Origin of the sequence: Planktomarina temperata RCA23, assembly GCF_000738435.1 — a bacterium.
Taxonomy (GTDB): domain Bacteria; phylum Pseudomonadota; class Alphaproteobacteria; order Rhodobacterales; family Rhodobacteraceae; genus Planktomarina; species Planktomarina temperata.
On sequence record NZ_CP003984.1, the window covers coordinates 796581 to 815042 of the forward strand.

Annotated in this window: 15 protein-coding genes and 3 pseudogenes; 9 read left to right on the forward strand and 9 right to left on the reverse strand. The window is 47.7% G+C overall.

What is annotated here, in order from left to right:
• Positions 1-4: 4 nt before the first annotated feature.
• Together RCA23_RS03810 and RCA23_RS03815 are read left to right on the forward strand one after the other, a co-directional pair.
• The gene (locus RCA23_RS03810) at positions 5-745 is read left to right on the forward strand and encodes an SDR family oxidoreductase (protein WP_044049171.1); all 741 of its coding nucleotides are present in this window, start codon (positions 5-7) and stop codon (positions 743-745) included.
• A 42-nt stretch (positions 746-787) separates the two neighbouring features.
• Entirely contained in the window at positions 788-2245 is a 1458-nt protein-coding gene (locus RCA23_RS03815) for an amidase family protein (RefSeq protein ID WP_044049172.1), read from the forward strand.
• An 865-nt stretch (positions 2246-3110) separates the two neighbouring features.
• Here RCA23_RS03815 and RCA23_RS03820 read toward each other — a convergent pair.
• Entirely contained in the window at positions 3111-4328 is a 1218-nt protein-coding gene (locus RCA23_RS03820; RefSeq protein ID WP_044049173.1) for an MFS transporter, read from the reverse strand.
• A gap of 494 nt (positions 4329-4822) precedes the next feature.
• Between RCA23_RS03820 and RCA23_RS03825 the strand changes: the two genes are divergently transcribed.
• From RCA23_RS03825 to RCA23_RS16725, 4 genes and pseudogenes are all read left to right on the forward strand, one after another.
• Positions 4823-5731: an amidohydrolase gene (locus tag RCA23_RS03825; protein WP_236631390.1), complete on the forward strand. Its 909-nt coding sequence runs from the start codon at positions 4823-4825 to the stop codon at positions 5729-5731.
• A 31-nt stretch (positions 5732-5762) separates the two neighbouring features.
• A pseudogene (locus tag RCA23_RS03830) lies at positions 5763-6272 on the forward strand (IS6 family transposase); the annotation flags it as partial.
• A 60-nt stretch (positions 6273-6332) separates the two neighbouring features.
• Positions 6333-7412 (forward strand): IS481 family transposase, encoded by a 1080-nt coding sequence (locus tag RCA23_RS03835; RefSeq protein WP_044048845.1) that lies wholly within the window; start codon positions 6333-6335, stop codon positions 7410-7412.
• 32 nt (positions 7413-7444) lie between these two features.
• A pseudogene (locus tag RCA23_RS16725) lies at positions 7445-7648 on the forward strand (IS6 family transposase); the annotation flags it as partial.
• Here RCA23_RS16725 and RCA23_RS16395 read toward each other — a convergent pair.
• Genes RCA23_RS16395 through RCA23_RS03845 form a run of 3 tightly spaced genes read right to left on the reverse strand, consistent with a single transcriptional unit; the run spans position 7576 to position 8904 of the window.
• Positions 7576-7914: a hypothetical protein gene (locus RCA23_RS16395; protein ID WP_169701321.1), complete on the reverse strand. Its 339-nt coding sequence runs from the start codon at positions 7912-7914 to the stop codon at positions 7576-7578. The pseudogene RCA23_RS16725 and the gene RCA23_RS16395 sit on opposite strands and share 73 nt — an antisense overlap.
• A gap of 25 nt (positions 7915-7939) precedes the next feature.
• Positions 7940-8248 carry a DUF3764 family protein gene (locus RCA23_RS03840; protein WP_044049174.1) on the reverse strand — a complete coding sequence of 103 codons (309 nt, stop codon included), beginning with the start codon at positions 8246-8248 and terminating at the stop codon, positions 7940-7942.
• A 32-nt stretch (positions 8249-8280) separates the two neighbouring features.
• Positions 8281-8904, reverse strand: coding sequence for a DUF6854 domain-containing protein (locus RCA23_RS03845; RefSeq protein ID WP_044049175.1), 624 nt, complete (start codon positions 8902-8904; stop codon positions 8281-8283).
• A 296-nt stretch (positions 8905-9200) separates the two neighbouring features.
• Here RCA23_RS03845 and RCA23_RS16730 point away from each other — a divergent pair, with 296 nt between their 5' ends.
• Entirely contained in the window at positions 9201-10136 is a 936-nt protein-coding gene (locus RCA23_RS16730) for a L,D-transpeptidase (RefSeq protein WP_236631391.1), read from the forward strand.
• A 137-nt stretch (positions 10137-10273) separates the two neighbouring features.
• Here the strand turns inward: RCA23_RS16730 and RCA23_RS03855 are convergent.
• Both RCA23_RS03855 and sbmA read right to left on the reverse strand, forming a co-directional pair.
• A pseudogene (locus RCA23_RS03855) lies at positions 10274-10981 on the reverse strand (IS6 family transposase).
• Between the two features lie 240 nt (positions 10982-11221).
• A complete protein-coding gene (gene sbmA / locus RCA23_RS03860) occupies positions 11222-12469 on the reverse strand; it encodes a peptide antibiotic transporter SbmA (protein WP_044049176.1) in 1248 nt (415 codons plus the stop codon).
• Between the two features lie 66 nt (positions 12470-12535).
• On the opposite strand from sbmA, the gene RCA23_RS03865 reads away from it, so the two are divergent.
• Both RCA23_RS03865 and RCA23_RS03870 read left to right on the forward strand, forming a co-directional pair.
• On the forward strand, positions 12536-12946 hold the full coding sequence (locus RCA23_RS03865) for a hypothetical protein (protein ID WP_044049177.1): 411 nt from the start codon (positions 12536-12538) through the stop codon (positions 12944-12946).
• Between the two features lie 47 nt (positions 12947-12993).
• Positions 12994-13257, forward strand: a complete 264-nt coding sequence (locus RCA23_RS03870; RefSeq protein ID WP_169701322.1) for a tyrosine-type recombinase/integrase — start codon at positions 12994-12996, stop codon at positions 13255-13257.
• 27 nt (positions 13258-13284) lie between these two features.
• On the opposite strand, the gene RCA23_RS03875 is transcribed toward RCA23_RS03870, so the two are convergent.
• From RCA23_RS03875 to RCA23_RS03885, 3 genes are all read right to left on the reverse strand, one after another.
• A complete protein-coding gene (locus tag RCA23_RS03875) occupies positions 13285-14364 on the reverse strand; it encodes an IS481 family transposase (RefSeq protein WP_044049179.1) in 1080 nt (359 codons plus the stop codon).
• Between the two features lie 307 nt (positions 14365-14671).
• Complete coding sequence (locus RCA23_RS03880; protein ID WP_044049180.1) at positions 14672-15025, reverse strand: HGGxSTG domain-containing protein; 354 nt, start codon at positions 15023-15025, stop codon at positions 14672-14674.
• A 1240-nt stretch (positions 15026-16265) separates the two neighbouring features.
• On the reverse strand, positions 16266-18125 hold the full coding sequence (locus RCA23_RS03885; protein ID WP_052377015.1) for a flagellin N-terminal helical domain-containing protein: 1860 nt from the start codon (positions 18123-18125) through the stop codon (positions 16266-16268).
• Between the last annotated feature and the right edge of the window lie 337 nt (positions 18126-18462).

The window sequence follows — 18462 nt, forward strand, 5'->3', positions numbered from 1 at the left end:
GAACATGAGATTACAAGACAAAGTAGCCGTTGTAACCGGAGGCGCATCAGGGTTCGGAGCCGGGATTGTCCGCAAGTTCGCAGAGGAAGGCGCACGCGTTGTTGTCGCGGATTTGAACGTTAATGGCGCACATGAGATCGCGGCAGAGGTCAAAGGCCTTGGGATACAGGTCGACGTCGCAGATGGCGCTTCGGTGGCTGCGATGGTGGACGTGACGCTCGGCGCCTATGGCCGTTTGGACATCTTGGTAAACAACGCAGGAATCACGCATTACCCGGCACCATTGGAAGAAGTGACCGAGCAGGACTTTGACAAAGTTTTTGCCGTGAATTGCAAATCAGTTTTCCTAACAGCACAGAACATTGTTCCCGTGATGAAAAAGCAGGGCCAGGGCGCAATTTTGAACGTTGCCTCTACAGCCGGGGTCAGCCCACGCCCGCGCCTGAATTGGTACAATGCATCAAAAGGTTGGATGAACACGGCAACCAAGGCGATGGCTGTCGAATTGGCACCGCAAGGTATCCGAGTGAACGCGATCAATCCCGTCGCTGGAGAAACGCCTCTGCTCAAGGTCTTTATGGGTGAAGACACACCGGAAATCCGCGCAAAGTTCCTGTCCACAATTCCAATCGGCCGGTTTTCTGAGCCAAGCGATATGGGCAATGCCGCTTGCTTCTTGTGCTCGGACGAGGCCAGCATGGTCACGGGCGTCTGCATGGCGGTGGACGGCGGCCGTTGTATTTAATGCGCGCAGCACAAGACCAGAAAACGCAAACAAGGGTGCAATATGACACAGAATGATAAGTCTTCTGATCCTCGTCCGCTTTGGCAATGGAGCGCGACAGAGATTGCGACCGCGACACACAGAGGTGCGTTGAGCGCGTCTGAAGTTGTGGAAGCTGCCTTGGATCGCCTGGATGCCGTGAACCCAGATTTGAATGCCGTTGTTGAGGTCTGCGTAGACGCCGCCCGTGCCGAAGCGAAAGCGTTGGATGCCAGCGACGCGCCCAAGGGGCCGCTGCACGGTGTGCCGGTCACGATCAAGATCAATGTCGACCAGAAAGGCCATGCGACAAGCAATGGCGTCGCTGCCTTCAAAGATGTAATCGCGCCAGATGATGCTCCCGTTGTGGCCAACCTAAGGGCCGCCGGTGCAGTCATCATAGGGCGCACCAACACACCAGAATTTTCATTCCGAGCAGACACCGACAATCCGCTATTCGGGCGCACGCACAATCCGTGGGGCCGCCATGTTTCGGCGGGCGGATCATCAGGCGGCGCAGGTGCCTCTGTGATGGCTGGCATCGGCGCATTGGCGCATGGAAACGACATTGGTGGCTCTCTTCGGTTTCCGGCCTCTGCAAACGGGGCTGTGACGGTCAAACCTGGGCTTGGTCGTGTGCCCGCTTGGAACCCAAGCCAAACCCGCGAAAGGGGCCTATTGGCGCAATCCATGTCGGTGCAGGGGGTCATCGCACGAACCGCTGATGACCTGCACCTGTCGATGCCAACGCTGATTGCAGCAGACATACGTGATCCCCTTCATGTCCCATTCCCATGGACTGGGACGGCGCCAGAGACGCCCATCAAGGTTGCTGTCAGCAAAAATGACTTTGGCTTTGGCCTGCATCAAGACGTCTCACTCGCCATCGACCGAGCGGCGTCCGCACTCACCAATGCTGGATACGTGGTCGAAGAAATCGAACCGCCCTTGGTACGTGAAACTGGTGAAATTGGGTATAGGTCATTGTTGGGTGAAGTGAAAACCTTGCTTGGACCGGATATCCAAGAACATGGATCAGACATCCTGCAAGGAATATTCGATGATTACCATAAAGTCTTTCCGCCTTTTGAAGGTACAGAGCTTGTTTCGATGTTGGGGCAACGGTCCCGATACGCACGGGCATGGGCAGAGTTTATGGAAACCTATTCATTGGTTTTGTCGCCGTTCCTGCTGCAACCCTTCTTCGCACCCGCCAGAGATACCGAAGGTGTTGAAGGCGTGACCGAGGTTTTGGGGCAGGCCCATTGGTCGTTTGTTATGAGCTACCTTGGTCTACCCGCCGGCAACATTCCAACCCATGTTGCTCAATTGCCGTATGGCCCTGTGCCCATAGGTGTTCAAATCGCTGGTCAAAGATGGCGAGAGGATTTGATCGTGGACGCGATGCAAGCGATTGAGCGAGAAATTCCGCCAATGTGTACGACACTCTGGGCTCAAGTCATGAGTGAGTGTTGCACGTAATTATAGATGCGCCTTTCTGACATTTGTTGAAACAAGCGCCTCGTGCCAATCCGCGTCCAATGTATGTCGGGATTGTTTTAGAGCTGGAAACCGACACCCCGAAAAGCCGTGTCGGTAGTGTCCACGCTTATGAGAGCTATGTATCGTTGGAGTTTGCGCAAGGTACATTGCTGAAAGGCCATCTTGCTGTTCTTGAGGGCCGTGGAAGATACTAAGACACATCAATATGAAGAGTGTTTCCGACTTCGATAACACAGGTTGTTATGATTTCTTTGGACGCGCGCTGATTCCGCATATTTTTCAGGTCCCCGCGACGCGCAAGAGTGTCTTCATGCGCGATTGCGACTGATGGCGGTGTGAGAACGGTAATAGCCTAGAGAATTGGTGCATGGTGGATAAAAGCAGATTTTTTGGAAACCTGTATTGTCACATTGTAACGGCTTGGGGTGACAAAATATACATCAATCTCTTAATTAAAACGATACTAGTTCATCATGCGTCCTGGCGCATAAATGGACGTATGATGTCTGGGTTGGACGCTAAGGGTGCCGTCATGAGAAACTAACTTAAGAAGGGAAGGGCGGCTTTATATCCTCTCCGTATGACAAAATGCTCTCCATTCAGGTGCTTTAAAACAAGCCCAGAGATCATCCACCTGGCTGTGATTTTGTCCCCCCTTTGGTTGACCATACCAGCTATTTTTGTAACGCGCCCGCACGCCTGCGCATCGCTGCAAACATGTTTGTTTTGGCATGCGGTTAGGCGGCTGTTTGCCTGCTGGCGCCACTGTGGCTCGCTTAAAGCGCAAAAGGGGCTGGGTGTGGGGCGTATGTAAGGTCTCAATGGAATTTAATAAACTGGTGTTTCAGGCTGCTGCGGATGCTGACATACTGGCGCGACTACGTAAAATTAGCCAAATGATGACTGCGATATTAGCACTATTCCAAATTATTCCGTTAAGGAAGGCTAGTGTATAGGAGCCGCTCAAATCATAGGTTAGACCGGACAACCAACCTCCTAGAGCCATCCCCAAAATAGTCGCCATCATAACGAAGCCAACGCGGGCGCCTGCTTCTTTCGCCGGCATATATTCGCGGACAACCAGCGCATAGCTGGGGACGATGCCACCTTGGCTCAGCCCAAAAACGAGGCTGACAACATAGAGCGAAACCATCCCACCCGACGGTAGATACAAAAATAAGGCCAAACATTGCAAAGATGAGCCGATTAGCAAAGTTTGCACGCCGCCCAATATATCTGCAACGAGTCCTGAAATGATCCTTGATACAACTCCAAAAAGCAACATTAAGGAGAGCATTTGCGCGCCTACAGCGGGACCGAAGCCCAAATCCACACAATAAGCAACAATGTGAACTTGAGGCATCGACATTGCCACACAGCAACCTATCCCAGCAAAACCCAGCAAATACTGCAACGCACGAGGAGACAGACCAACTGTCTTTGCATTTGCCAGCGATGTATTTTGCGCTGCTGTCTGCACTTGTTGAGGCAGACGACGACGAAGAGCAAGCGACAAAGGGATCACAGCAAATAGTGTGACAGCCGCCATCACGATGTAGACAGCACGCCAGCCATTTTCTGCGAGAACCTTTGCCAACAATATTGGCCAAATGGCACCTGATAGGTAATTGCCCGATGCCGCAATAGCGACAGCGATACCCCGACGACGTACAAACCAATGCGAAATGTCGGCAATGAGTGGACCAAACCCCACGGCCGACGCAAAGCCTACCATTAGCTGGGTGAACGAAAGTATGAGTAAAGAGCTCGAGAGCGTTGCTAAAATAAAACCAATGGCAGTCATAATAGCAGCGACAATCAAGGACGCGGTTATACCAAAATGGTCCACGGCTCGACCAATAACATAGTTTCCAAACGCGAACCCAACCATCGTAAGGGTATAAGGCAGCGACACCATTGCCCGCGTGCCGCCGTACTCCGCTTCAATAGCAGGCATAATAACAATGATTGCCCACATTCCGGCATTAATTACGGTTGCTACAAAAAGCGTGAGGCCAAGACGCACCCAAGAATATCTGCTATCGGTGATCAAATCATCCATGACTTGTTGTGTCCGTCACTACTTCCAGATTGCAAGTATTACCTTCTGCTGAAAAGTGTAAAGCGTTATTGTCAGTGCAAACTGCCTTCAGGTGGGCAGCGCTAATTTGTAACTTATACCGATGAAAAGGGACGTAAAACTGACCAACTCTGCCACGCGCCCGCACGCCTGCGCATCGCTGCAAACATGTTTGGTTTGACATACGGTTAGGCGGCTGTTTGCCTGCTGACGTCACTCAGGTCCGCTGAAGGCGCTACACAGGCTGGGTGTGGGGTTAGATTGCTTGTACAGCCCTAAGTGAACGCCATCTTTATTCTCGCCTCAATTTCTAGCTGAAGCGCGCCGCTGCTCTGTATGAGTACGGCCAATTTATGTGCGAATAGATTTAGGCTGAACCAGAAATCCGATGCGAATTTTTAGCACGTTGACAGCACCCACTGATGCAAATTATCAACGCATGATTGGCTCTAACTCAATTCGAAAGCAGAGCAAGCATGCTAACAGATCTTGACCTCACGGAACTTACTGAATTTCGCCGTGAACTTCATCGCCATCCCGAATTGTCGGGGGAAGAGGTGGAGACAGCCAGTAAGATCACCGCTGCGCTGAGATCGATGTTGCCAACTCGCATTTTGACTGGATTAGGTGGTCATGGTGTCGCTGCGGTTTTTGACAGCGGAAAAGCTGGACCGACAGTCCTTTTCCGTGCTGAGCTTGATGCTCTGCCAATTGAAGAACGCAATAATATTGCTTGGTCGTCGCAAACCCCTGGGAAAAGTCACGTTTGCGGTCATGATGGCCATATGACAATGTTGCTTGGATTGGGGCGCATGATTGCTCGTCAACCCGTTGGACAAGGGCGTGTCATTCTCATGTTCCAGCCGGCAGAAGAGGATGGTAGCGGTGCAAAAGCTGTAGTCGCCGATCCAGCGTATCAAGAAATCCAAGCCGATTGGGCATTCGCCATTCATATCGAACCCGGACGACCGTTTGGGTACGTCTCCACCTGCGAGGGGCTAATTAACTGCGCCTCTTTAGGACTTAAGATTAGGCTTGCGGGCAAAACTGCCCATGCAGCCGACCCTGAAGATGGCGTTTCTCCAGCGCAGGCAATAGCCAAGCTGATCCCGTCCCTTGATGCACTTGGTCAAGGAGGACCACTTGACGATGATTTCCGACTGGTGACGATTACCCATGTAAAAATTGGCGAACCATCATTTGGCGTGGCGCCCGGTGAGGGCGAGGTTTTCGCCACGTTGCGGACAATTCGTGACGAAGGTATGGAAAGTCTTGAGACCAAGGCACGCAAACAGGCTATCACGCTTGCGGAAGAATTTGGGCTTAGCGTGGATTTTGAGGTGTGCGATAATTTTGCAGGGCACTGTCAGACAAAACGAGCTTGAGACGGAGCGGGCTGTTTCGTAGCCTCTCCGTATGACAAAACACTCCCCATTCAGGTACTTTAAAACGAGCCCTGAGATCATCCGCTTGGCTGTGATGCTGTATGTTCGTTTTCCGCTCTCACTCCGTAACGTGGAAGATCTTCTGCACGAACGAGGCATTGAGATCAGCCACGAAACAGTTCGGTTTTGGTGGAATAGATTTGGTCCGATGTTTGCTGCTGAGATACGAAGAAACCGGGTCAGTAGGATGCGATCTTATTCGAACTGGCAATGGCACTTGGACGAGGTCTTCGTAAAGATAAATGGAGAGACACATTATCTCTGGCGAGCCGTTGATCACGAAGGTGAGGTACTGGAAAGTTATGTTACCAAGCGCCGAGACCGCAAAGCGGCATTGAAATTTCTCAGAAAAGTAATGAAGCGCTACGGCGGGCCAGAAGTAGTTGTGACGGACAAACTACGTTCCTACGGCGCTGCAATGAAAGTTGTTGGCAACGCGGATCGGCAGGAAACGGGTCGCTGGGTAAATAATCGGGCTGAGATGTAAAGAACGAGATTTAATCTGACAATTTTGTATATTTGAACAAAAGGAGTCAGAGAGATGACGAACATCGAAAGTAAACTAATCAAGCCCAAGCTTGGCGTTTTGGAATTGGCAAAGCAGCTTGGCAGCGTCAGCGCGGCTTGCAAAACCATGGGCTATTCGCGTGACAGTTTTTACCGCTTCAAGAAGCTTTATGAGAACGGTGGCGAAGAAGCCTTGCGCGAGATCAGCCGTAAGAAGCCGATCATCCGCAACCGTGTACCGGAACATGTCGAACGCGCGGTGATTGAGCTTGCGATTGAAAATCCTGCCTTGGGCCAGCTGCGTGTCGCCCAAGAATTGTTGCAGCGGGGCATCGTGGTCTCCAGTGGTGGGGTGCGGTCGATTTGGTTGCGCAACGAGCTGGAAACCATGAAAAAACGCCTGAAAGCCTTGGAAACGCGGTCCGCGCAAGAAGGGTTTGTTCTGACCGAAGCGCAGATTGTGGCGCTGGAAAAAGCCAAGTCACAACGTGAAGCGGCTGGTGAGATTGAGACCTACCATCCCGGCTATCTTGGCAGCCAGGATACCTATTTTGTCGGCACAATGAAGGGGGTTGGACGGATTTACCAACAAACCTTCGTCGATACATATAGCCGCGTGGCAATGGCAAAACTGTACATTGAGAAAACGGCGATCACTGCCGCCGATATGTTGAATGACCAAGTCGTACCCTTCTTTGACGAACAAGAGGTGCCCCTGCTGCGCATCTTAACAGATCGGGGCACGGAATATTGCGGCACCGTTGAGCGTCACAGCTATCAACTGTATCTGGCCATGGAAGATATTGATCACAGCAAGACAAAAGCCAACCATCCCCAAACAAACGGGATCTGTGAACGCTTTCATCGCACCATGAAAAATGAGTTCTATGACATAGCGTTCCGCAAGAAAATCTACGGATCGCTGGAAGAGCTGCAAACAGACGTTGATCATTGGTTGGCAAAATACAACGAACAGCGACCCCATTCGGGAAAACATTGCTACGGAAAAACGCCCATGCAAACATTCCGTGAAGCTCGACATTTGGTAGGCGAAAAGACTATCCCTATCACAAACCAATCTGACAGCATGTACGAAATGACACACGCTGGATGATAACAATGTCAGATTAAATAATGTCTTTTACAGCTGAGAATTCCCACTTGCCGTTTCGACGACGAGAACGCGCTATGCTCCGCTTCCGACAGATGCGCTGTCTGCAAAAGTTCGCTGCCGTCCACTCTTCAGTCCACAACCATTTCAATCAAGAGCGCCACTTCTACTCACGAGACAATTTCAAACTCAATCGAACCGCCGCTCTTGCTGAGTGGCGCCAACTATTGAGCGCATAGATTAAAGCTGCGCCAGCAATCCGATGCGAGTTCTCATTAGTCTGACAGCACCTATCCGACCCTTCAGAACGTATTTCAGCTATTCGTTGGGATGCTTCTATAAAAGTTACTTCATCAGGGTATACGGCAATGATGCTCACCGTCGTATCACTTGTCTGAACTTCAAAACATTGCGTTGCGCCTAATGATTTTATCATCGGCATGAAACGTTTTTGCATTGTTTCGTACATATTATCAGTAATTTCTGGCGCTTCCCAGTGTGACATGCTCACGTGCATCGCTTGATTTCCTTTACTTCAAATTTAAGACCATAGGATAATTAATAAACGCTTCGTCAGTGATTGGTGTAAACGTACCTGTTTCCACTATTGCTCCAGCTTCCGCTCTTAAGCGCGTAAGTTCCTGATCTTCTGAGAAACTCTTAAGATGTGCTTCACTTTCAAAATGAATGACTGTGTGTAGCATGCTGTCATCATCTTTTTGCGTTCCAGCAAAAACAAAAGTCATCCCGTGTTCTTTCATCTTATCGCCAACGGAATGCACCATGTCCTTCCAAGCTTTAAAGCCTTTAGATAAACGTATTGTTGTTACCACAAGCATTGTTATCTACTCCTAATGCTATGCTGCTAATTTTACATCGCCGTACTTTGAACCTTGATTATGGTTCTAAGATTCACATCAAGTGCGTTATAGATTTTTGCAGCAACAGGGTTACTGGCGATAGCATCGTACGTCGCTTCAATTTCTGACATGGACGGGTAGGTGACACCCAATAAAAAATCACCTGCATTGTTGCCCGTCATAATTCTAGCAAACCTAAAAGTTTGCGCCCCAGTTTCTGCAAACATAGGGGATGCTTCTGCCATCAATTCCATTAACTCTGGTTGTGAGATATGCGATTTGCCACGTGTTAAAACTACGTATTTTCTTTGAGGGTTAGCCGGTGCATCAAAAGGTACGTCGCAAAATTTTGCTATATTTCGCATCGTGACTGTTAATCCAGTTCCCATTATTTTTCCGTAAGTGTCTGATGTAGAGAAAGCATCCATTACATTTGCAAAATCGTTTAGAGACTGGAAGAATTGCTGAAAGACTACGCTGCCTGCGTTGTTGCCGGTCATTATGGTACCAACGCTAGCTCGAGTTGATCCTGCAGCCTTGGACTCCTCAGCAAGCGTTACACCTAGCGAAACAGCTTCTGATAGTTTGCCAGCTGGTACAGCTCCAACTGTATTGACGTAGAAATTCTCCGACATTTGTTAGCTCCTAAGATTAATATTTCGCTACGTACAAAAAACCTTCGCATTACTTACGTTCAAGTCTAAATTTTAAAGTGGTTGGAATAATTGTGACCTAGTGGAGCATTATGCGGGGTGCGGGCGGTAAAACTAGCAGCAACGCTATTGAACGATAGAAATTACAGTTTTCTTCAAAGCTAACCTCCGCCGAGTGCGGGATGAGCCGTCCTGAGGTAATTTTTTATATATTGCTGTCGTTTAATCGAACTAAGCATAATCTATTTGGTATGCTTATGTTTGAGGAGACTTTGACAGTGGATGAGAAAGAAATTTACGAGCGCATTGGTCAAATCCAGAAACGGTTGGATAACTACAAATCTCCTGAAACTGTACAACTATTGGCTCAAGATAAACCCACTGTGGCAAGGCTAATTACGGCTGTTGTCATTTGTTTTCTATTTTTGGTTTTCATTCCGATAAACACTCACAAAATTCAAGAAAACGGACCCCTGATTATGCCTTCTTTGAAGCATATTAATTTCTCAATCAATACTCAGAACTCTAATTTGTTATATAAATCTGATAATTATAGTGATGAAGTCCAAACGACTATGGGCGTCTCGATGCAATTAGCTTTAAAAGCAGATTTTGAAACTAGTGACTTTAAAAACCAATCAATACATCACGCAAATGACGATCAAAAGTTCAACTCAAGAAAACCTATTTTGTTTAGTTCCCTATCTTCTCCAGACAAAATGTCTACGAAGGCGTTGGGCGATGATTTTGCGTTCTCGGCGTTTTCTGAAGTTAGCTTAGAAGTGGCTCCCGATGAGAGGCTCAGAGAGTTATTTAATTTATCAGATTTTGAAAAGGAGTTTGGTGTTTTAGAACATCGAGTAATTGCTTTAGTTTTAAAGAGTGAACAAAAATTGAAATTAATCAAAGACGGAAAACATGTTTACACTTGGAAGGTATCTACCGCACGCTCTGGTAAGACCACACCTAATGGGACTTGGGCGGCTCAATGGCTTTCAAGGGATCATAAATCCTCGTTATATAATGACGCACCGATGCCGTATTCGATATTTTATAATGGCAATTATGCCATCCATGGGACAACTGACATCAAAAATTTGGGCACACCAGCTTCGGCTGGTTGCGTGAGACTGGATCCAAAGCATGCACAGATTTTGTTTGAATTGGTTGAAAGTGTTGGTAAATCGAATTTTTTTGTCCATATTGCAAGCTAAGAAATTCGTGTCATTTATCAAAGCTTGGATTTGGGTAAAAAGCTGATAATTCCAACTAATTTGTAATTTAAATAGTTAAAAATAGGGTGCTGTCAGACTAATGATTGCAAGCATCAGATTGATGGGACAATCGAAATCTATGCGCTCAGTAGTTGACGCCACTCAGCGATAGCAGCGGCACGGTTTAGCTTAAAATTAGCATGTGAATAGAGATGGCGTTCCTGGTTGAAAAGGTTTTGGATTTAAGTGTGGATGGAGACGAATTTCTGCAAGGTTTTCGCTCGTCGAAATCTTAGCATCGCCCTCTCTCGTCGCCTGAACGGTAAATGAGAATTCTCAGCTCTGTTGTTTACCCAGCGACCTGTTTCTTGCCGGTCAGCATTTCCTATGATCATCATCGCTGCGCGGTAGGAACGCAGTTTGTCCGTTACTATAATTTTAGGTTGGCCATTGCGCTTCATTGATTTTCTTATGAATTTCAACGCGGCCTTGCGATCTCTACGCTTACTTACGTAACTTTCCAGAACTTCACCTTCGTGATCTACAGCACGCTAAAGGTAGTGCCGTTCACCATTGATCTTCACAAACACCTCATCAATGTGCCACTGCCAATTAGAATGACTGTGTGCCTGGTTACGTCTTTTCCTCGTAATCTCTGCAGCAAACATTGGCCCGAAGCGGTTCCACCAAAACCGGATCGTTTCATGGCTTACATCTACACCCCGTTCATGAAGAAGGTCCTCCACATTACGAAGAGAAAGCGTAAATCGAACGTACATCATTACTGCAAGACGGATGACTTCAGGGCTGGTTTTGAAGTAGTGGAATGGGGAACGTTTCGTCATTCGGCATGGTTACAAATTAGCCCTGCCCGCTTCAAGCAAGTTTACTCTGACAGTGCCCTCACGAGACAATTTCAAGCTCAATCGAACCGCCGCTCTTACTGAGTGGCGCCAACTATTGAGCGCATAGATTCAGGCTGCGCCAGCAATCTGATGCGAGTTCTCATTCGTCTGACAGCACCATTTTTACCATTCATCGTTCATCAGCCGTATAAAGGTTCGTTGTGATGCTAATCGAAGACTTTATCTCTCGGTTTGGCCAGCTTCGATAAACTCTCTATCAACGGTTGGCATCGGTAAATCAGCGATAGCCGCCTCGAATGCTTGAAGTCTTTTATATATAGATATTAGCTCAATGATTGTTGTCCAAGAAGACACTAAAAACTGGAAAGATGATGCAACCTGTCCAAATGCTCGCAGTATTTGGTTCATAATTCCTAGCGTTATTCGGCCAGATACAATGGTAGGAATTAAAAATACGTACGCAATAACATTGTCTGCTTGCACATACATGTATCTGAACAAGTTAAAATATGTATAGTGAATAAAAATCCTAAAATAATTTTTTCTGACGTTAGAAAATAACTCTGTTAGAGTTTCAGGCCTAGCTCTTTCTGAACTGTCCTCGCCTAATACCAGCTCTTTCCGAAAAGCTGCCTCTACTCTTTGATTTTTAAACTCTAATCCTGGTAACTTTATACCTGCGACTAAAAGTAAAAGGGTTCCAAACGTCGACCAGAATATTGCGATTGTAACTAGAGGATAAGGAACCTGGCCGATTAATGGTAGTTGTTCTACATGGATCGAGAGCGCGGCCAACACCGGTAAGAAAGCAACAAGGGTCATCACTGAGTCCACAAATGCAATCCCAAGTCCCTCCATTATGCCTGCAAATCGCATTGTGTCTTCTTGTATTCGCTGCGAGGCGCCTTCTATCTTTCTAATTTTCGCCCAACGCTCAACGTAGTAGTCATTCATCGCAGTGCGCCAACGAAAAATATAATGTGATGTAAAAAATCGGTTGGCAATTATTAAAGCGATGTATGGAAAAGCAATTAACGAAAAAGTTCCAAGATGAGAATACAAATCAAGGGTGGTTACTTCACCTGAACCAGTGAGTGCATTTTGAATATCGTCATAAAACGGTCCGTACCAAGCGTTAATAACGACAGATACCTGAACCGATGTGTAAGACAGATAAATTAGTAACGCTGATCCCAGTATAGACCAGTTTGACCAGGTGTGTTTCGTTTTAAAGTTCCAAAACAGGTAAATTGAGCCTGCACCAAATAAAAAATATGCGTCGAACCATAGAAATTCTGGTGTGATGAAATGCCCAAGTCCAATTACTGTTTGGCTTTCTTTTAAGTTGAAACCTAAAAACGTGCCAATGCTCTCGCCCAAGGTGTACCAAACTATGATGAGCGTCACTATCCATGCTGATGAAGAAACGAAAAAATACCGAGGAGAAGGGAAAAACGAACTGAACATCTCTGGTAACCTCTAAAAATCTGACTACTGTTTTTACTGTGCTAAGTTACTAAGGATGGAGCATACATGACTGACTGGTTGTATCAAATTAGAATTGTTGTCACCTCTGCATTATCGACAGACCTTCGGTCGCGAGGTACTTCGACAACAGCTATAAAAGTCACAGAGATTGCAAAAAAATATGATATGCAAGCCGTCTGTACCTACGATGAGTTCAAGGCATACTGCGAAGAAGCAGAGCGAAACGGATTAGACGGTTATTCTCTTTACAATTGGACAAAGGCGACACTTAACAATCCTGCCAAACGCGAAAAGCATCAAAAATCTTTCGCTTTCTACCGCGATAATGATCAAATTTATCCTAAGGATGTGGCAGAAGCTTTGTATCGTGACCTTATGGCACTGAACTCGCCAGATATTCTTGAAGTTAAATTAATAGACTCCAATCCAGAAAATAATCCTCAGCCACCGCAATGAAAATCAAGGCACTGTCAGACAAAACGAGCTTGAGGCGGGCAGGGAATATGATCGCAAAAGGGTTGGATCCTAAAGAGGAGCGCGCGGCAATTGGCAGCGTGCCGACCTTGAATAGCTTTTACCATGACTATTATGCGCCACACATTAAACTCCGGAAAAAAAGTTGGAAAAACGATAGGGCAAATTTCAACCACCATCTTTCCCTCAGCTTTGGACACCGTCAGCTTAACCAAATCGGTCCTAGCGATGTTCAAAGTTTCATAACCAAACAGATCTTTGCAGGCTGCTGCCCTAGCAGCATTAATGTGTAAAAGACATTATTTAATCTGACATTGTTATCATCCAGCGTGTGTCATTTCGTACATGCTGTCAGATTGGTTTGTGATAGGGATAGTCTTTTCGCCTACCAAATGTCGAGCTTCACGGAATGTTTGCATGGGCGTTTTTCCGTAGCAATGTTTTCCCGAATGGGGTCGCTGTTCGTTGTATTTTGCCAACCAATGATCAACGTCTGTTTGCAGCTCTTCCAGCGATCCGTAGATTTTCTTGCGGAACGCTATGTCATAGAACTCATTTTTCATGGTGCGATGAAAGCGTTCACAGATCCCGTTTGTTTGGGGATGGTTGGCTTTTGTCTTGCTGTGATCAATATCTTCCATGGCCAGATACAGTTGATAGCTGTGACGCTCAACGGTGCCGCAATATTCCGTGCCCCGATCTGTTAAGATGCGCAGCAGGGGCACCTCTTGTTCGTCAAAGAAGGGTACGACTTGGTCATTCAACATATCGGCGGCAGTGATCGCCGTTTTCTCAATGTACAGTTTTGCCATTGCCACGCGGCTATATGTATCGACGAAGGTTTGTTGGTAAATCCGTCCAACCCCCTTCATTGTGCCGACAAAATAGGTATCCTGGCTGCCAAGATAGCCGGGATGGTAGGTCTCAATCTCACCAGCCGCTTCACGTTGTGACTTGGCTTTTTCCAGCGCCACAATCTGCGCTTCGGTCAGAACAAACCCTTCTTGCGCGGACCGCGTTTCCAAGGCTTTCAGGCGTTTTTTCATGGTTTCCAGGTCGTTGCGCAACCAAATCGACCGCACCCCACCACTGGAGACCACGATGCCCCGCTGCAACAATTCTTGGGCGACACGCAGCTGGCCCAAGGCAGGATTTTCAATCGCAAGCTCAATCACCGCGCGTTCGACATGTTCCGGTACACGGTTGCGGATGATCGGCTTCTTACGGCTGATCTCGCGCAAGGCTTCTTCGCCACCGTTCTCATAAAGCTTCTTGAAGCGGTAAAAACTGTCACGCGAATAGCCCATGGTTTTGCAAGCCGCGCTGACGCTGCCAAGCTGCTTTGCCAATTCCAAAACGCCAAGCTTGGGCTTGATTAGTTTACTTTCGATGTTGCTCATCTCTCTGACTCCTTTTGTTCAAATATACAAAATTGTCAGATTAAATCTCGTTCTTTACAATTTAACCGCCAAATGTCCCGCTGTCCCGACTGTCTCAGGAATATATCAACACCCCTGTAAAAACTCCCCAGTCGTAAAGGCAGATTTATAAGTAGGTTAGTTATAAAACTGGGACACCTGTGACGCCCTGCATTAAGAATCTGTTTTAAATATATTTTTGTCACTCCTCCGAGGTGAGACAGCCTGAGACAGTTGTGACGTCCGGCTCTCCAAGGATAGCTATAAGGGCCGAACCATAGCTATGGGGTCACTTGAACTGGTCCCGCCAGTCCTTGGCTAACGTTCCCGAGGCAATCGCGTCGCGTTCAATGTCTCTAAGCTCAGATCGGATCTCCCGTCCAATCTGGGCGCGACGCTTCGTTTCAGCCTTTGCGGCCTTGGTGCAACGCCCGTGCTTCCAATGTAGTGCACTCAGCTTGGCTAGCCCCGCCGCGGTCTGTGCTCCGGTGGACTTACCTCCGTGGTTGCGGCAGCGCGCCTTGCCTTTCATTGCGGGGTTCTGACAGGGTGTTCCCTTCCGGGTTTTAGCGCCACAGCGTTGCCCCAGCCAGTCTGGCCCCAGCTCCCATTCCTTCCCTGCTGCAAAGAAAGCATCATTCATTGAGATCTCCTTCGATAGCTTTGTGTTCCAGTGGCCAAGGTTCAAGGTTCAAGATTCGTGCTCCCTGCTCCTAACTCCTCACATCACCGCCGGCAGTCGGAGTTGCATGGACCTTGGATCCTGGCACTTAGAATGCGAACCTTGGACCTTGGTCCTTCAAGTGTTCTGCCTCGCTTCCTACTAACAAAACGGTGCCTCTGGGCTGCGTCAAAAATGTTGTTTTCTAACACCCTACGGCCGCCCTGCTGCAAAAGGTTAGGCTGAGGGGGTTACTTTGAGCTTTTCACATGGATAAACATCCTAGCGTAGCAACCCCACCCCCTATTTGAGGGGCCCCTGTTCTATTCCCCATCCCTGTACTTGTTAGGCAGCCAAATTTTGCCGTGGCTATTTTCGTTTGGGCTTCTTGGCTACCAACAACCGCAGTGGCACTGAGGAGCAAGGTCCACGGATCATGCTAATGCCTTCAGCTGCAACTTGAACCTCGAACCTTGGTTGAGCATGATAGATCCGCCCTTCAATTTAATGTTATAGTATAACAAAATAGTGACCTGCGCAAGTGCGTCTGACAAAAAGTGGTCCATGGGAGCCGCCTTGGCTTTGTTGCTTATTGGATACGACTACAGCTTCGTACCGAAGCCATTGGGCCACGTAGCTGCTCTCTGAGGATGTAACGCGCATCAGCTCGCCTAAAGGCGCTGGGCTCGCCCACCAACAAAGGTGCGAGCATCGCGATTCTGGGACCTTGAGCCATACGCTCTTTCTAGAAAGGTTGACGGCTAGTGTTGCATGCATCTTGCTCCTCGGACCTTGGCTTAATTCGTAACTTGCTAAGCGAGGGAGCAGGGGCCTGTTCGCCCGTCCCACCACCTCTGCGGCTCTGTCAGGCAAGTTTAAATATGATTAATGCCAGGCTGGTCACTTTTATCAGTGCCGATTAGCTGTTTGCCAAATGTAACGCAGACTCACCTTTTATGTAAAAAATAACTCAAAACCATCGTTGCATTTCTGCCAACTGGCACATGCGGCTTGCGCGCTCTCATAAGCAGGTGAGCTTTTATTATCTTAAAGATCACGCCTTACATATGAGCGAAAGGGCATATCAAGTTGCGTGCTGCAACAGGTCAAACCGTCCATGCCAACAAAATAAAAAGGCCCCCCGAGGGAGGCCTTTTCTCTGTTCCTAACCAACTTACCAATGCAGCAGGTTCAGGACAGATTTCTTGAGCTTACGCCCAACTTAACCTTGCAGCAGGCTTAACACGCCTTGTTTAGAAGCATTCGCCTGCGCCAGCATTGCTGTTGCCGCTTGGCTCATGATTTGAGACTTGGTCAAATCACCAGTCACTTTAGCAAAGTCTGCGTCTTGAATGCGAGATTGAGAGGAGGCGATGTTAATCTTTATGCTTCCCAGGTTAGAGATTGTGTGATCGAGGCGATTTGAAACCGCACCAAGAGCACTGCGAGCATCAGAAATCTTTTCGAGCGCCCCGTCAATCGCGCTAATCGCGCTCAAGGCCCCTCTGACGGTCGTAATACTAACGTCTGAGATCTTATTAAGCGTTGATGAATTGGATGCCAAACCCAGATCATAACTGCCTTGGTAACCAGCTTTAGAAGACTCTGGAGTGCCGCTTTCGCCTACCGTAAACGCTGTTGAGGAGCGTAGTTCCACTTGTCCTGCTACAGTCACGTTTTTGGCACCCGATGACAGAACTGCTCCTTCTGAAATTTCTCGCGTTTGACTTTGAGCACCAAAGGCAGCCGTGGTTGCGGTGCCATTTAACGTACCGCTATCAATCTTCACAGTGAGGTCTGCCGCTTCAGCAGCAGCTTGTGTTTCGCTTTGAGCTGCCGTTATTGTGAAAGTCTTGCCGTCGTCACGAGTGATTGAGATATTACCAGCGCCGGTAGACGCAATAGTATAGCGGCCATCAGCGTTGTTTGTTGCACTGCCCACCGCAGTAGTGGTCAAGTTCGCAAGAGTTTGTGCGACCGTAGCATTTCCTGACAATACCACGTCATCTTCACCCTCCGCAGAGATTGTAAACGTAACGGTATCAAGAGAATCCGGAGAAGCAGTAGAAGCCATAGTAATGGTCGCTGTAAGCTGCTCTGTTCCTGTTGATCCGCCATCCATATTTAGGCCATCGACCTGGAAGTTCATATCGCCAGACACGCGCTCAATTTTGATGTCTTCACCGGTAGCGTGAGTGAAGATAACCTCTGCATCGTTCGCGCCCATTGCAGCCGTTACACCAGTCGTACCAGACTTTGCGTTCACGGCGTCACGAATACCGCGCAAATCAGAAACACTCGACAAGTTCACATTAGCAAGCGTCTCACCGTTAACTTTCAGCGAAATGTCGCCAGTAGTAGTGGCTCCAAAAAACCTAACATTTGTTTCGGCGGTTGCAGCAATACCTGTGGCAGCTGTTTGCAGATTGATGGCGGCAGCTGTGGACTTTGCCGTTTCATTTGCAGCTGTGTCGATTGTTGCACTGCCTGCGCTGCCACTCAGCGACATATCGTATCCGCCACGTCCGTTTGTGGTAGCTGCTTGTTGGTTTACGATTGTACGGATAGAGTGTGAACCAATTTCACTTGCAGCTACGCTATCCACATCTACTGAAATGGACTGGTTCGCCTCTGCGCCGATTTGAAACGTTTTTGAAGTAAAAGATCCATCAAGAACGCCGACGCCGTTCCAGGTTGTCTGATCCGCAATCCGATTAATTTCAGTCACAAGCTGGTTAATTTCAGCGTTTAGGTTTTTGCGATCATTGGCAACGTTTGTGTCGTTTGCCGACTGCACTGCTAGCTCACGCATCCGCTGCAAGATATTTGTTACTTCTTGATGAGCGCCTTCGGTCGTATCAATTAACGCCTGAGCATCGCTGGCATTACGAATTGCTTGGTCGAGGCCCCGAACTTGACTCTCCATCCGTGTCGAAATCGCCAAACCCGCCGCATCGTCGGCTGCAGAATTAATTCGTTTTCCAGATGAAAGTTGCTCCATGGCAGCCTCCATCTCTTTGTTCACTTTATTCAGATTATATTGCGCGTTGATCGACGCTGTGTTGGTATTGATTACAGTCATAGCTGTCTCCCTTTGGTTCAATGCCAGTCACGCGTCGATATCAACATCACCTATGTGAGTGCAGATTGCGCTAGTGGCCTCTGAGTATTCAAACGACCAGATTAGGAAAAGTTTAGTTTCATATGTGAAATAGGTTTTAAAAAAAGGATATTTCTTAAATAACGGGGATTATTCGAGGATTTATCTTCAAATTTCAGAAAGCGGTGTCATCAATTTGACAACGAAAAATATATATAAAATATTGAAAATAAAATATAATAATTAAATCTGTCACATTTCTGTACAGTGGTAGTCAAATTCAATACTTGGATTGGAATATTTTTTGGCTTTTATCGAC

Bases quoted from the DNA above. Each gene is read 5' to 3' on its own strand.
- RCA23_RS03845 (WP_044049175.1), bottom strand. From the start codon at position 8,904: ATGTCGGAGAATTTCTACGTCAATACAGTTGGAGCTGTACCAGCTGGC.
- RCA23_RS03835 (WP_044048845.1), top strand. From the start codon at position 6,333: ATGACGAACATCGAAAGTAAACTAATCAAGCCCAAGCTTGGCGTTTTG.
- RCA23_RS03875 (WP_044049179.1), bottom strand. From the start codon at position 14,364: ATGAGCAACATCGAAAGTAAACTAATCAAGCCCAAGCTTGGCGTTTTG.
- sbmA (WP_044049176.1), bottom strand. From the start codon at position 12,469: ATGTTCAGTTCGTTTTTCCCTTCTCCTCGGTATTTTTTCGTTTCTTCA.
- RCA23_RS03865 (WP_044049177.1), top strand. From the start codon at position 12,536: ATGACTGACTGGTTGTATCAAATTAGAATTGTTGTCACCTCTGCATTA.
- RCA23_RS03840 (WP_044049174.1), bottom strand. From the start codon at position 8,248: ATGCTTGTGGTAACAACAATACGTTTATCTAAAGGCTTTAAAGCTTGG.
- RCA23_RS03825 (WP_236631390.1), top strand. From the start codon at position 4,823: ATGCTAACAGATCTTGACCTCACGGAACTTACTGAATTTCGCCGTGAA.
- RCA23_RS16395 (WP_169701321.1), bottom strand. From the start codon at position 7,914: ATGTCACACTGGGAAGCGCCAGAAATTACTGATAATATGTACGAAACA.
- RCA23_RS03815 (WP_044049172.1), top strand. From the start codon at position 788: ATGACACAGAATGATAAGTCTTCTGATCCTCGTCCGCTTTGGCAATGG.
- RCA23_RS03880 (WP_044049180.1), bottom strand. From the start codon at position 15,025: ATGAATGATGCTTTCTTTGCAGCAGGGAAGGAATGGGAGCTGGGGCCA.
- RCA23_RS03810 (WP_044049171.1), top strand. From the start codon at position 5: ATGAGATTACAAGACAAAGTAGCCGTTGTAACCGGAGGCGCATCAGGG.
- RCA23_RS03870 (WP_169701322.1), top strand. From the start codon at position 12,994: ATGATCGCAAAAGGGTTGGATCCTAAAGAGGAGCGCGCGGCAATTGGC.
- RCA23_RS03820 (WP_044049173.1), bottom strand. From the start codon at position 4,328: ATGGATGATTTGATCACCGATAGCAGATATTCTTGGGTGCGTCTTGGC.
- RCA23_RS03885 (WP_052377015.1), bottom strand. From the start codon at position 18,125: ATGACTGTAATCAATACCAACACAGCGTCGATCAACGCGCAATATAAT.